Genomic DNA, 12,460 nt, shown 5'->3' on the forward strand with positions numbered 1-12,460 from the left:
TCTACTCGCCCGGCTCCAGGCCGTCGCCGAAGTGGTCCCAGCCGCCCGCCTTGTCCCAGGGCGCGCCGTCCACGGTGACCTGCGGGAGGGCGGAGGGGTTGACGACCTCGCCGATGATCTTCCAGCGGGCGGGGAGCTTCACGTCCGGCGGGAAGGTCGCCACGATGGCGTGGTCCTCTCCCCCGGTCAGCACCCACTGGAGCGGGTCGACGCCGACGGCCTGGCCGATGTCGTACATCTGCGTGGGCACGTCGATGGCGGCCGTGCGCAGGTCGATGCGGACCTTGCTGGCCTCGGCGATGTGGCCGAGGTCGGCGATGAGGCCGTCGCTGACGTCCGTCATGGCGGTGGCGCCGAGCGCGGCGGCGGCGGGTCCCGCGTGGTACGGGGGCTCCGGCCGGCGGTGGGCCTCGACGAAGGCGCGTGGGGAGCGGAAGCCGCGGGAGAGCACGGCGAGCCCGGCGGCGGACCAGCCCAGCCAGCCGGTGACGGCCACGACGTCGCCCGCGCGGGCCCCGGAGCGGGTGACCGGCTCGTGGTTGCGCAGGTCGCCCAGGGCCGTGATGGCGACGGTGATGGTGTCACCGCGCACCACGTCCCCGCCGACCACGGCCGCGCCGGCGACCTGGCACTCGTCGCGGATGCCGTCCATCAGCTCGGTCGGCCAGGTGGCGGGGAGCTCGGCGGGTACGACGAGGCCCAGCAGCACGGCCGTGGGCACCGCGCCCATGGCGGCGATGTCGGCGAGGTTCTGCGCGGTGGCCTTGCGCCCGACGTCGTAGGCGGTGGACCAGTCGCGGCGGAAGTGCCGTCCCTCCAGGAGTACGTCCGTACTCGCGACGACCCGGCGGTCGGGCGCCGCGACCACCGCGGCGTCGTCACCCGGCCCGAGCCGGACCGCCGGGGTGGTGGTGAGCCGGGAGGTCAGCTCTCTGATGAGGCCGAACTCCCCCAACTCGCCCACGGTGCCTTTCACTGAGCTCCTCCTCGGAGTGGTGTCGGTTGTGGTGTCGGTTGCCCTGATCCTGACGTGTCCCGCGCCGCGCAGGCCGCGCGGGTCTCCCCGCACCGTGCGGTGACGCGGTACCGTGGCGTCTCTTCTCCCCACATGATCCTCGAAGCCGCCCTGGAGGTTCCGTGGTACAGGCGTACATCCTGATCCAGACCGAGGTCGGCAAGGCGTCGACCGTGGCCGAAGTCATCGGAAAGATCGAGGGAGTGATCCAGGCCGAGGACGTGACCGGGCCGTACGACGTGATCGTGCGCGCCCAGGCGGACACCGTGGACGAGCTCGGTCGCATGGTGGTCGCGAAGGTCCAGCGGGTGGAGGGCATCACCCGCACCCTGACCTGCCCGGTGGTCCATATCTAGCTCCCCCGTATGCTCGGCCGGTGAAGTCTTCGCTCCGCCGGCCCCTCGGCCTGCCCGCCGCCGCCCTGCTCCTCGCGGCCGTGGGCTGCTCGGCGCCGGACCCGTCGGCGGGTCCGGCGGTGCCCTCACCGGACGCGCGGCAGGCCGGGCCCTGCCGGGCGCTGCACCGTGCGTTGCCGGACGTCCTGGACGGGCGGAAGCGGCGTACCGCGGAGCCCGTCTCGGACTTCACGGCACTGTGGGGCGATCCCGCGATCACGCTGCGCTGCGGGGTGGCGCGTCCCAAGATCCTTACGCCCGGGACCGAACACTACAACCCCGGCGCGGACTCGGCGGATCTCAATGGCGTCACCTGGCTGCCGGAGCGGCGGCCGGACGGCAGCGTCCGCTGTACGACCGTGCAGCGGGAGGCCTGGGTCGAGGTGACGCTGCCCAAGCGGGTGGTGGGCGACGCCGGCGACATCAGCGCGCTGACCGATCTCGCCGACGCCGTGAAGAAGACGGTTCCGGAAGGAATCCTCCCGTAGGGGATTCCTTCCGGAGCGCCCCGGACGGCTAGCGCAGCCCCGTGGAGCGGCGCAGGGCGGCCTGGACGAGCCGGTCGACCAGCTCCGGGTACTCGACGCCGCTCTCCTGCCACATGCGCGGGTACATGGAGATGGGCGTGAAGCCGGGCATGGTGTTGATCTCGTTGATCACGAACTCGCCGTCCTCGGTGAGGAAGAAGTCCGCGCGGACCAGCCCCTCGCAGGAGGCGGCCTCGAAGGCCTCGACGGCCAGCTCCTGGACCCGGCGGGTCTGCTCCTCGCTCAGCGGGGCGGGGACGATGCCGGAGGCGGAGTCGATGTACTTGGCCTCGAAGTCGTAGAAGTCGTGGGCGGAGACCGGGGGGATCTCGGCGGGCACGCTGGCGCGCGGGCCGTCCTCGAACTCGAGGACGCCGCACTCGATCTCACGGCCGCGCAGCAACGATTCGACCAGGATCTTCGGGTCGTGGCGGCGGGCTTCCTCGATGGCCTCGTCCAGACCGGAGAGGTCGTCGACCTTGGTGATGCCCATGGAGGAGCCGGCGCGCGCGGGCTTCACGAAGAGCGGCCAGCCGTGCTCGCCGGCGAAGTCCACGATCTTCTTGCGGGCGGCCGCCTGGTCCTTCTCCCACTCGCGCGGGCGGACGACCACGTACGGGCCCACGGGCAGGCCGAAGGAGATGAAGACGCGCTTCATGTACTCCTTGTCCTGGCCGACGGCGGAGGCGAGGACGCCCGCGCCCACGTAGGGGATCCCGGCCAGTTCCAGCATGCCCTGGAGGGTGCCGTCCTCGCCGTAGGGGCCGTGGAGCACGGGGAAGACGACGTCGACCTCGCCCAGCGCCTTGGGGACGGCACCGGGCTCGGCGTAGACGACCTCACGGCTGGCGGGCGTGGTGACGGGCAGCAGCACCCCGCCGTCGGAGGCGTCGGCGAGCTGCTCCACGCTCGGCAGCGAGCGGTCGGCGATGGCCATCCGCTCGGGGTCGTCGGCGGTCAGCGCCCAACGGCCGTCGGTGGTAATGCCGATCGGCAGCACGTCGTACTTGGCGCGGTCGATGGCGCGCAGCACCGCGCCTGCGGTCACCACGGAAATGGCGTGTTCGGAACTGCGGCCGCCGAAGACGACCGCGACACGCGGCTTCCGCTGAGGGCTCTGGGGGGAGGTCTCGCTGCTCATATCGCGTCGAGAGTACCTGGTGACCGCGGGTGCTTCAGTGTCGCTCGGCCTTGGCGCTGCGCGACATCAGCTCCTTGAGGGCCACCATGGGCGGCTTGCCCTCGTGGACGATGCCGACGACCGTCTCCGTGATCGGCATGTCGACATGGTGACGCCGGGCCAGATCGAGCACGGACTCGCAGGACTTGACGCCCTCCGCCGTCTGCTTGGTGACGGCGACGGTCTCCTCCAGGGTCATGCCCCGGCCGAGGCAGGCGCCGAAGGTGCGGTTGCGGGAGAGCGGCGAGGCGCAGGTGGCGACGAGGTCGCCCATGCCGGCCAGGCCCGCGAAGGTGTGGGCGTCGGCGCCCATGGCCAGGCCCAGCCGGGTGGTCTCGGCGAGGCCCCGGGTGATCAGGGACGCCTTGGCGTTGTCGCCCAGGCCCATGCCGTCGGCGATGCCCACGGCCAGCGCGATGACGTTCTTCACCGCGCCGCCCAGCTCGCAGCCCACCACGTCGGTGTTGGTGTACGGGCGGAAGTACGCGGTGTGGCTGGCGGCCTGGAGCCGCCGGGCGACGGACTCGTCGGGGCAGGCGACGACGGCGGCGGCGGGCTGCCGTGCCGCGATCTCCTTGGCGAGGTTGGGGCCGGTGAGCACGGCGACCCGGTCCGGGGAGACCTTGGCGACCTCCTCGATCACCTCGCTCATCCGCTTCGCCGTGCCGAGCTCGATGCCCTTCATCAGGGAGACCAGCACGGTGCCGTCGGCCAGCAGGGGCGTCCACTCGGCGAGGTTGCCGCGCAGGGTCTGGGAGGGCACGGCGAGCACGGTGAACGCGGCGTCGCGGGCGGCCTCGGCGGGGTCGGTGGTGGCCCGTACGGCGGCGGGGAGCTCGACGCCGGGGAGGTAGTCGGGGTTGGTGCGGCCGGTGTTGATGGCGTCCACGAGGGCGGCGCGGCGGCCCCACATGGTGACCTCGCAGCCGGCGTCGGCGAGGACCATCGCGAAGGCGGTGCCCCAGGAACCGGTGCCGTAGACGGCGACGCGCGTCACTTGTCGTTCTCCTCCTCGGACGGGGCGTTCCCGGGCCCGGTCTTCTTCGCCGCGGCCGCGGCACGGGCCTTCTTGAGGTTGTACGGCTCGGCCGGGGCGGGCTCGTCGCGCAGTTCGGCGAGGAGTTCGGTGATGGCCCTCATGATGACCTCGGTGACCTCGCGCAGCACCTCGGCGGTGGGCTCCTTGCCGTAGTACGCCGACAGGTCGACGGGCGGGCCGGCCAGCACCCGGAGGGTCTTGCGGGGGAAGAGCCGGAGCTTCTTCTCCTTGGCGTACGGCGGCATCGCCTCGTTGGCGCCCCACTGGGCGACCGGGACGACGGGCGCGCGGGTGAGCAGGGCGACGCGGGCGGCGCCGGTCTTGCCCTCCATGGGCCACATGTCGGGATCGCGGGTCAGGGTGCCCTCGGGGTAGAAGGCCACGCACTCGCCCCTGTTGATGGCGTCCACGGCGGACCGGAAGGCGGTGGCCGCGTCGGCGGACTCGCGGTAGACGGGAATCTGCCCGGTGCCGCGCAGGATCGCGCCGACGAAGCTGCCCTTGAACAGCCCGGCCTTGGCGAGGAAGCGCGGGACCCGCCCGGTGTTGTACTGGTAATGGGCGTAGGACAGCGGGTCGAGATACGAGTTGTGGTTGACGGCGGTGATGAAGCCGCCGTCGGCGGGAATGTGCTCCATTCCGCGCCAGTCCCGCTTGAACAGAACCACGAGCGGCGGTTTCGCCAACACCGCCGCAAAGCGGTACCAGAAGCCGATTCTGTGGCGGGACACTCGGACACCCTTCTGTTGGAACCTGGACGTGCTTCGGGCGTGCTGCTCACCCGGGGGCCGGACAAGTGTCGCCCCGGGTACCCGGTCTGTCGAGAACGCCCCGGGGGCCCGGACTTCTCGGAACACCGTAACCCCGCACCCGGCGCCCGGCTGCGGCAGCGGGTGACAATGGGATCCGACGCGAGGAGAGGGGACCGGGGCCGTGCTGTGGACGCTGGTGGTACCGGTGAAACCGCTGGCGGCGGCCAAGAGCCGCCTCGTGGCGGGCGCGGCGCGGCTGCCGGGTCCCGCGCTGGCCCTGGCCTTCGCCCTGGACACGGTGGGTGCCGCGCTGGCCTGCGGCGCCGTGCGGGATGTGGCGGTCGTCACGGCTGATCCGCTGGCCGGGGCCGAGCTGGCGGCCCTCGGCGCCCGGGTGCTGCCCGAGCCGCCGGGCGGCGGGCTGAACGCGGCCCTGGCGCACGGCGCCCACGAGGTGCGCCGGGCGCGCCCGGACGCGGCCGTGGCCACGCTCAACGCGGATCTGCCGGCATTGCGCCCCGGCGAACTCGGGCGGGTGCTCGAATTCGCGGCCGGATTTCCCCGCGCATTTCTCGCGGACGCCGCGGGAATCGGTACGACGTTGTTGGCGGCGGCCCCCGGAAGGGAATTGTCCCCGGCGTTCGAGGGCGCCTCGCGCGCCCGGCACCGGGCCTCGGGGGCCCGGGAGATAACCCTCGCGGGCGTGGACTCCGTGCGCCGGGACGTGGACACCGAGCAGGATCTGCGGGCCGCGCTGGCGCTGGGCGTGGGGCCGCGCACGGTGGCGGTCGCCGGCCGGGCGCGGGCCGCCGGGGCGCCCTCGCCCGCGCGGGCGGACTAGGCTTCCGGGCATGCAGGCCACCGCGTACACCTTCGATCCCCAGACCCGTGCCGGGAGCGTCCTCCTGGACGACGGCACGCCCGTGCCCTTCGACGGGGCCGCGTTCGACGCCGGGGGTCTGCTGATGCTGCGGCCCGGCCAGCGGGTGCGGATCGAGTTCGCGGCGCCGGCCGAGGGGGCCCCGGAGGTCCCGCCGGCGGAGCGCCGGGTGACCCTGGTGACGCTCCAGACGTTCTGACGCTCCGGACGTTCCGAGGACGGTCCCCGGCCGGCGCCGGGCGCGCCGCGAGGCGGCGCCCGGAACGCGGGACGGCGCCGGGAACGTCCCGTCCGGCCGGCGGGGCCGGACGCACCGCGGGCCGGGCTCCCCGACGGGGAGCCCGGCCCGGCGCGTTACGCCGTACGTCCGCTGCCTTACTTCTTCTTGGCAGTGGTCTTCTTGGCGGTGGTCTTGCGCGCGGTGGTGGTGCGGGTGGTGGCCTTCTTCGCGGGCGCGGTCTTCTTCGCCGCGGCCGCCTTCTTCGCCGGAGCCGCCTTCTTCGCCACGGCCGCCTTCTTGGCGGGCGCCGCCTTCTTCGCGGTGGCCTTGGTGGCGGGGGCGGCCTTCTTGGCCGCCGCGGTCTTCTTGACCGCGGTCGCCTTCTTGGCGGCCGTGGTCTTCTTCGCGGCCGTGGTCTTCGCGGCGGTCGTCTTCTTGACGGCGGCCTTCTTCGCGGTGGCCTTCTTGGCGGTGGCCTTCTTGGCCGCGGCCTTGGTGGTGGCCTTGCCGGCCGTCAGGCTGCCCTTGGGCGCCTTCTTGACGGAGACCTCGCCGGCCTTCGGGAGCTTCTTCGTGCCGCTCACCAGGTCCTTGAAGCCCTGACCCGCGCGGAAGCGCGGCACCGAGGTCTTCTTGACCCGGACGCGCTCGCCCGTCTGCGGGTTACGGGCGTAGCGGGCCGGCCGGTCGACCTTCTCGAACGAACCGAAGCCGGTCACCGAGACACGGTCACCGGAGACCACCGCACGGACAATCGCGTCGAGCACCGCGTCGACGGCGTCCGCGGCCTGCTGACGGCCGCCGAGCTTGTCGGCAATCGCTTCAACGAGCTGCGCCTTGTTCACGTCTTCCCCTTCGGAGACATTGGCTGGAAAGTGCTCCAGCTTTTTCGCACGTTAGGCAGATATATACCGCAAATCAAACACGAAACGGTCTAATCACCCTTGTGCCGCAACGAACCCGACGCATCACGGAGTTCCGTGCGTGCCGGGATCTTCGGGGAAACGGCCCTCGTCGAGGTCGTTCATCAGCCGGTCCAGACGCCTTGCGGCGCCTGAGAGATCGTGCTTTGCCGAGGCCGTGATGGCCAGCAGCTGCCGGGACAGCGCCATCCGTACGCCCTCCGGGACTTGCAGTGCGCGCACCCTTGTGTGCGCTTCCTTCAGTTGGTCGGCGACGAGCCGGTAAAGCTTGAGTTGGCTGTCGCGTTCCATGCACCGATTGTGCCATCTGAGGCGAGTTGTCGCTCCACAGGGCCTCAACAAAGCGATGCGCCCCCTGTCCGAAGACAGGGGGCGCATCATGCCAAACCCTGGGTGAGCAGCGGTAATCCGGGGTCCGCTAAGGCCGTCAGGCACTGGGCCAAACGAGCCGGAATCGGTCTCAGATTCTTGCCGTGGAGGGCTTGAACGAGGGCCTTCGGGCCTCGTACGCGTCGATGTCCGCCGCGTTCCTGAGGGTCAGGTCGATGTCGTCCAGCCCCTCCAGGAGTCGCCACCGGGCGTTCTCGTCAAGGTCGAAACCGGCCGTCAGCCCGCCGGCCCGCACCTCGCGCGCCACCAGGTCGACCGTCACCGGGGTCGTGGGGTCGTTCTCGGTCAGCTCCCACAGGGCTTCCACCGTCTCCTGCGGCAGAACGACGGTGAGCAGTCCGTTCTTGAGCGAGTTGCCGCGGAAGATGTCGGCGAAGCGGGACGACACGACGGTTTTGAAACCGTAGTTCTGCAGCGCCCAGACGGCGTGTTCACGGGAGGAGCCGGTGCCGAAGTCGGGGCCGGCGATCAGCACGGTGGCGCCCGCGCGCTCGGGGCGGTTCAGCACGAACTCCGGGTCCTTGCGCCACGCCTCGAAGAGCCCGTCCTCGAAACCGTCGCGGGTGACCTTCTTCAGCCAGTGCGCGGGGATGATCTGGTCGGTGTCGACGTTGCCGCGGCGCAGCGGAACGGCCCGGCCGGTGTGGGTGGTGAACGCTTCCATCGGTCAGGCCTCCACGGGGGTGGGTACGTCGGTGGCGTGGCCGGGCAGGTCGCCCGGGGCGGCGAGGCGGCCCAGCACGGCGGTGGCGGCGGCCACCTGGGGAGAGACCAGATGGGTGCGGCCGCCCTTGCCCTGCCTGCCCTCGAAGTTGCGGTTGGAGGTGGACGCGGAGCGCTCGCCCGGCGCGAGTTGGTCGGGGTTCATCCCCAGGCACATGGAGCAGCCCGCGTGCCGCCATTCGGCGCCGGCCGCGGTGAACACCTTGTCCAGCCCCTCCTCGACCGCCTGGAGCGCCACCCGTACGGACCCGGGGACCACCAGCATCCGGACGCCGTCGGCGACGCCCCGGCCCTCGATGACCGACGCGGCGGCGCGCAGGTCCTCGATGCGGCCGTTGGTGCAGGAGCCCACGAAGACCGTGTCGACACGGATGTCGCGCAGCGCCTGACCGGGCGTCAAGTCCATGTACTCCAGCGCCTTTTCGGCGGCGAGCCGCTCGGACGGGTCGGTGTACGAGGCGGGGTCGGGAACAGCGGCGGACAGCGGCGCGCCCTGGCCCGGGTTGGTGCCCCAGGTGACGAACGGGGAGAGCTCGGCGGCGTCGACGACCACCTCGTGGTCGAAGACCGCGTCGTCGTCGGTGCGCAGGGTGCGCCAGTAGGCGACGGCGTCGTCCCAGTCCGCGCCGCGGGGGGCGTGGGGGCGGTCCTTGAGGTAGGCGAAGGTGGTCTCGTCGGGTGCGATCATGCCCGCCCGGGCGCCCGCCTCGATGGACATGTTGCACACGGTCATCCGGGCCTCCATCGAGAGGTTCTCGATGGCGGAGCCGCGGTACTCGATGACGTAGCCCTGGCCGCCGCCCGTGCCGATCCTGGCGATGACCGCGAGGATCAGGTCCTTGGCGGTGACGCCCTCGGGCAGTTCGCCCTCGACGGTGACGGCCATGGTCTTGAACGGCGCCAGCGGCAGGGTCTGGGTGGCCAGGACGTGCTCGACCTGGCTGGTGCCGATGCCGAACGCGAGCGCGCCGAACGCGCCGTGGGTGGAGGTGTGGCTGTCGCCGCAGACCACGGTGGTGCCCGGCTGGGTCAGCCCCAGCTGCGGTCCCACCACATGGACGACGCCCTGCTCGATGTCGCCCAGCGGATGGAGGCGCACCCCGAACTCGGCGCAGTTGCGGCGCAGGGTCTCCAGCTGGGTGCGGGAGACCGGGTCCGCGATGGGTTTGTCGATGTCGAGGGTGGGGGTGTTGTGGTCCTCGGTGGCGATGGTCAGGTCGAGCCTACGGACCGGTCGTCCCGCCTTCCGCAGTCCGTCGAAGGCCTGCGGGCTGGTCACCTCGTGGAGCAGGTGCAGATCGATGAAGAGGAGGTCGGGCTCGCCCTCGGCGCGCGTCACGACATGGTCGTCCCAGACCTTTTCCGCGAGTGTCCGTCCCATCGCCTTCTCTCCTGTGGGTTCGGTGCTGTCCGTCCAGAGTGGCGCGTCCCGGGAAAATATGAACTTGCGTTTCATAGTGTGAGACGCGAGTATCGTTGCATGGACAACAGTAGTGGCGGCTCTAGCGGTGTGGGCGTTCTCGACAAAGCGGCTCTGGTTCTGAGCGCTCTGGAGTCCGGCCCGGCGACCCTCGCCGGGCTGGTCACGGCGACCGGCCTCGCGCGTCCGACGGCCCACCGCCTCGCGGTGGCCCTGGAGCACCACCGGATGGTGGCGCGCGACATGCAGGGCCGTTTCATCCTCGGTCCCCGGCTGAGCGAGCTCGCGGCCGCGGCGGGCGAGGACCGGCTCCTGGCCACGGCGGGCCCCGTCCTCACCCACCTGCGCGACGTCACGGGCGAGAGCGCGCAGCTCTACCGGCGCCAGGGCGACATGCGGATCTGCGTGGCCGCGGCGGAACGACTGTCCGGATTGCGGGACACGGTGCCCGTGGGCTCCACGCTGCCGATGAAGGCCGGTTCGGCGGCCCAGGTCCTCATGGCCTGGGAGGAGCCGGAGCGGCTGCACCGCGGCCTCCAGGGCGCCCGCTTCACGGCGACCGCGCTCTCGGGCGTACGGCGCCGGGGCTGGGCCCAGTCGATCGGCGAGCGCGAGCCGGGTGTGGCGTCGGTCTCGGCGCCGGTGCGGGGGCCGTCCAACCGCGTGGTGGCCGCCGTCTCGGTCTCCGGACCGATCGAGCGCCTCACCCGGCATCCGGGCCGGATGCACGCCCAGGCCGTCCTGGACGCGGCGATCCGCCTCACGGAAGCGCTGCGGCGCAACGGCTGATCTTTTCGGGGCTCCGCCCCGGACCGCGCTCCGCGCGGTGTCCTCAAACGCCGGACGGGCTGAATTTCAGCCCGTCCGGCGTTTGAGGACCGGGGGTCCGGGGGCGGAACCCTCGGGAAACGGTGAAAGGGCGGGACCGGGGCTCACCACCGCTCCGCGTCCCCGGGACCGGCAATGCGCAAGATCAGCCGCGCCAGCGGGCCATGGCCGCGTACATCCAGCGATTCGCTGAGCATCCGCGCCAGCCACAGCCCGTCCTCGGGATCCGGCTCCGCCCCCGGCGGCCGGAAGCCCGCGAAGGCGGGCACCGGCCCCACAGGCGCCCCCAGCAGCTCGTACACGAGCACCCCCGGCTCCTCCCAGGCCCGCGCCCCCACCCGCGTGCCCCCGCACGCCAGCAGATACCCCGCCGCCTCGCACACCCCCAGCACTGCCAGCCCCAGCCGCTCCCCCCGCAGCCCGGCCGCCCCCGCCCGCTCGCGGGCGAAGGAGCGGATCTCCGCGATCCGCCCCGTGGGCCCCGTCCGGGCCGCCCCCGGCGGCGCGGGAAGCCTCGGCGGCGGCACCTCGGCCGCGTACGCCCCCGGGTCCGTGAACTCGGCGCAGGGCGTCACCAGGCGCCCGTCCACCCGCGCCGGGTGGGTGGCCCGGGCGGCGCGGGCCACGTCGCCGGGCACGGTCCTGGTGTCGTACGGGCAGATCATCCAGACCGGCAGCCCGGCCAGCAGCACGTTCAGCCCCGACTCCATCCGCTTCCACTCGGCGGTCTGGCGCGCGGACCTGCCGCCCCACACGGGCTCGGCCAGGATCCGCAGCCGCCGCCCGGGGCGGGAGCGGCGGTCGTGGTAGCGGAGGAACGCGGACACCCGCTCCACGGGCCGGCGCCCGAAGTACGCCGTCTCGGCCGTGTCCAGCTCCCCCGCCCGCTCCCCCAGCGCCGACCTCAGCAGCTCGATGTTGGCGGGCGTCGTGGCGGCGAGGACGGGCTCTCCCACCGCCAGCCCGTCGAGGGCGAAGGGCACCGCGGTCGCCAGGAACTCCCCGTCCGTGCCGTAGAGGCACGCGTGGTGGACAAAACCGGTGCCGGTGCCGGGGTCAGTCCCGTCCATGCCCGGCCCCCAGCCGGAGGCCGGGGGTCCGGTCCCAGCCCACGAGCGTGATGACCTGCCGCAGGTGCGGCCGCAGCCCGGTGAGCTCCACGGTGCAGTGGCGGGCGGCCCGGGCCCGGGCGAAGGACATCAGCAGCCGCAGCCCGCCGAGGTCGAGGAACTCCACCCGGGACATCTCCAGGCTGACGTCGCCCCGGACCGCCGCCACGGACCGCAGGGCGTCCCGCAGACAGCGACGGGCCCCCTCGTCGACGAGGCCCTCCAGCCGCAGCCCCTGGGGGCGGTAGGTCCGGGCGACGACCAGTTCGGGGGTGCGCACCAGCGGATCCGCCTCGACGCTCCCGGCGTGGGCGGAGGCGAAGGCGGCGAGGGCCGCGGGCTCGCAGCGGCGGATGTCGTACTGGCAGACGGCCAGGGCCCGGCCCGTCCTGAACTCCTCGGCCAGCAGCGCCTCGTACCGCAGCAGCCGGCGGACGTCCCGCTCGTCATGGACGGCGGCGCACAGGTCCCCGGCGACCCGCAGGGCACGATAGCCCTCCCGGCGGGAGCGCTCGGCGGCGCTCCGCAGCCTCCGCAGCAGGGCGGCGGGCTCCAACCGCCCACGGCCGGAGAGGATTTCCCCGAGCGCTACGACCTCGACCCGGCCCGCCGGCACCTCGGGCAGCCCCGGGGGCCCCGCCGTGTCCCCCGCACCGCTCAGATAGAGGATCTTGTCCTTGGCGTCCAGGCCCCCTCGGACGAAGTCCCGCAGAATGGAGGCCCGCTCCTCGTCCGAGCCGAAGAGCAGGCACGCGTGGTCACCGGGCCGCAGATCACCGACGTGGACCATGCCGGGATTATCCCGTCGCCTCGCGAGGGACGGAAGAACGCACAAAAAATGCCCCCCGCCGAAGCGGAGGGCATTTCCTGTGTTTTCGCTGTACCCCCGACCGGATTCGAACCGGCGCTACCGCCTTGAGAGGGCGGCGTGCTAGGCCGCTACACAACGGGGGCTTGCTATTTACTGCGCTGGGGTACCAGGACTCGAACCTAGACTAAATGAACCAGAATCACTCGTGCTGCCAATTACACCATACCCCATGGTGGTTTTACCCGTAC

At 72.3% G+C, this 12,460-nt stretch carries 15 protein-coding genes and 2 tRNA genes; 5 read left to right on the forward strand and 12 right to left on the reverse strand.

The features are described 5' to 3' along the window. Position 1: 1 nt before the first annotated feature. Positions 2-976, reverse strand: a complete 975-nt coding sequence (locus ACFYZR_RS10055; protein WP_391907660.1) for a thiamine-phosphate kinase — start codon at positions 974-976, stop codon at positions 2-4. Positions 977-1,137: 161 nt separating this feature from the next. On the opposite strand from ACFYZR_RS10055, the gene ACFYZR_RS10060 reads away from it, so the two are divergent. Together ACFYZR_RS10060 and ACFYZR_RS10065 are read left to right on the forward strand one after the other, a co-directional pair. Then, positions 1,138-1,371: an Lrp/AsnC ligand binding domain-containing protein gene (locus ACFYZR_RS10060; RefSeq protein WP_391907662.1), complete on the forward strand. Its 234-nt coding sequence runs from the start codon at positions 1,138-1,140 to the stop codon at positions 1,369-1,371. Between the two features lie 20 nt (positions 1,372-1,391). After that, positions 1,392-1,898, forward strand: coding sequence for a DUF3515 domain-containing protein (locus tag ACFYZR_RS10065; protein WP_391907665.1), 507 nt, complete (start codon positions 1,392-1,394; stop codon positions 1,896-1,898). A 28-nt stretch (positions 1,899-1,926) separates the two neighbouring features. On the opposite strand, the gene ACFYZR_RS10070 is transcribed toward ACFYZR_RS10065, so the two are convergent. From ACFYZR_RS10070 to ACFYZR_RS10080, 3 genes are read right to left on the reverse strand one after another with little or no spacing between them, the layout of a single operon-like run. Continuing rightward, positions 1,927-3,078, reverse strand: a complete 1,152-nt coding sequence (locus ACFYZR_RS10070) for a D-alanine--D-alanine ligase family protein (RefSeq protein WP_391907668.1) — start codon at positions 3,076-3,078, stop codon at positions 1,927-1,929. Positions 3,079-3,112: 34 nt separating this feature from the next. Then, a complete protein-coding gene (locus ACFYZR_RS10075) occupies positions 3,113-4,114 on the reverse strand; it encodes an NAD(P)H-dependent glycerol-3-phosphate dehydrogenase (protein WP_391907672.1) in 1,002 nt (333 codons plus the stop codon). Next, on the reverse strand, positions 4,111-4,887 hold the full coding sequence (locus ACFYZR_RS10080; RefSeq protein WP_391907675.1) for a lysophospholipid acyltransferase family protein: 777 nt from the start codon (positions 4,885-4,887) through the stop codon (positions 4,111-4,113). The genes ACFYZR_RS10075 and ACFYZR_RS10080 overlap by 4 nt, the downstream gene beginning before the upstream one ends. A 202-nt stretch (positions 4,888-5,089) precedes the next feature. On the opposite strand from ACFYZR_RS10080, the gene cofC reads away from it, so the two are divergent. Next, entirely contained in the window at positions 5,090-5,749 is a 660-nt protein-coding gene (gene cofC, locus ACFYZR_RS10085) for a 2-phospho-L-lactate guanylyltransferase (protein WP_391907678.1), read from the forward strand. 10 nt (positions 5,750-5,759) lie between these two features. Further along, positions 5,760-5,987 carry a hypothetical protein gene (locus ACFYZR_RS10090; protein ID WP_391907681.1) on the forward strand — a complete coding sequence of 76 codons (228 nt, stop codon included), beginning with the start codon at positions 5,760-5,762 and terminating at the stop codon, positions 5,985-5,987. A 176-nt stretch (positions 5,988-6,163) separates the two neighbouring features. On the opposite strand, the gene ACFYZR_RS10095 is transcribed toward ACFYZR_RS10090, so the two are convergent. From ACFYZR_RS10095 to leuC, 4 genes are all read right to left on the reverse strand, one after another. Further along, complete coding sequence (locus ACFYZR_RS10095) at positions 6,164-6,853, reverse strand: HU family DNA-binding protein (RefSeq protein ID WP_391907684.1); 690 nt, start codon at positions 6,851-6,853, stop codon at positions 6,164-6,166. Between the two features lie 123 nt (positions 6,854-6,976). After that, positions 6,977-7,222 (reverse strand): hypothetical protein, encoded by a 246-nt coding sequence (locus tag ACFYZR_RS10100; RefSeq protein ID WP_311615514.1) that lies wholly within the window; start codon positions 7,220-7,222, stop codon positions 6,977-6,979. Positions 7,223-7,391: 169 nt separating this feature from the next. Next, positions 7,392-7,985, reverse strand: a complete 594-nt coding sequence (leuD, locus tag ACFYZR_RS10105; protein ID WP_391907687.1) for a 3-isopropylmalate dehydratase small subunit — start codon at positions 7,983-7,985, stop codon at positions 7,392-7,394. Between the two features lie 3 nt (positions 7,986-7,988). Continuing rightward, positions 7,989-9,425 (reverse strand): 3-isopropylmalate dehydratase large subunit, encoded by a 1,437-nt coding sequence (leuC, locus tag ACFYZR_RS10110; RefSeq protein WP_391907690.1) that lies wholly within the window; start codon positions 9,423-9,425, stop codon positions 7,989-7,991. Between the two features lie 99 nt (positions 9,426-9,524). Here leuC and ndgR point away from each other — a divergent pair, with 99 nt between their 5' ends. After that, positions 9,525-10,253 carry an IclR family transcriptional regulator NdgR gene (ndgR, locus tag ACFYZR_RS10115; protein ID WP_126916265.1) on the forward strand — a complete coding sequence of 243 codons (729 nt, stop codon included), beginning with the start codon at positions 9,525-9,527 and terminating at the stop codon, positions 10,251-10,253. Between the two features lie 143 nt (positions 10,254-10,396). On the opposite strand, the gene ACFYZR_RS10120 is transcribed toward ndgR, so the two are convergent. The 4 genes from ACFYZR_RS10120 to ACFYZR_RS10135 form a co-directional block, all read right to left on the reverse strand. Next, positions 10,397-11,362, reverse strand: a complete 966-nt coding sequence (locus tag ACFYZR_RS10120; RefSeq protein WP_391907693.1) for an anti-sigma factor RsbA family regulatory protein — start codon at positions 11,360-11,362, stop codon at positions 10,397-10,399. Then, complete coding sequence (locus tag ACFYZR_RS10125) at positions 11,349-12,191, reverse strand: MEDS domain-containing protein (protein WP_391907696.1); 843 nt, start codon at positions 12,189-12,191, stop codon at positions 11,349-11,351. The genes ACFYZR_RS10120 and ACFYZR_RS10125 overlap by 14 nt, the downstream gene beginning before the upstream one ends. Before the next feature lie 91 nt (positions 12,192-12,282). Then, positions 12,283-12,355: transfer RNA gene (locus tag ACFYZR_RS10130), tRNA-Glu, on the reverse strand. Between the two features lie 15 nt (positions 12,356-12,370). Next, positions 12,371-12,442 (reverse strand) — tRNA-Gln (locus tag ACFYZR_RS10135). Positions 12,443-12,460: the final 18 nt, after the last annotated feature.

It is taken from the genome of Streptomyces sp. NPDC001678 (assembly GCF_042892945.1).
Lineage (GTDB): Bacteria > Actinomycetota > Actinomycetes > Streptomycetales > Streptomycetaceae > Streptomyces.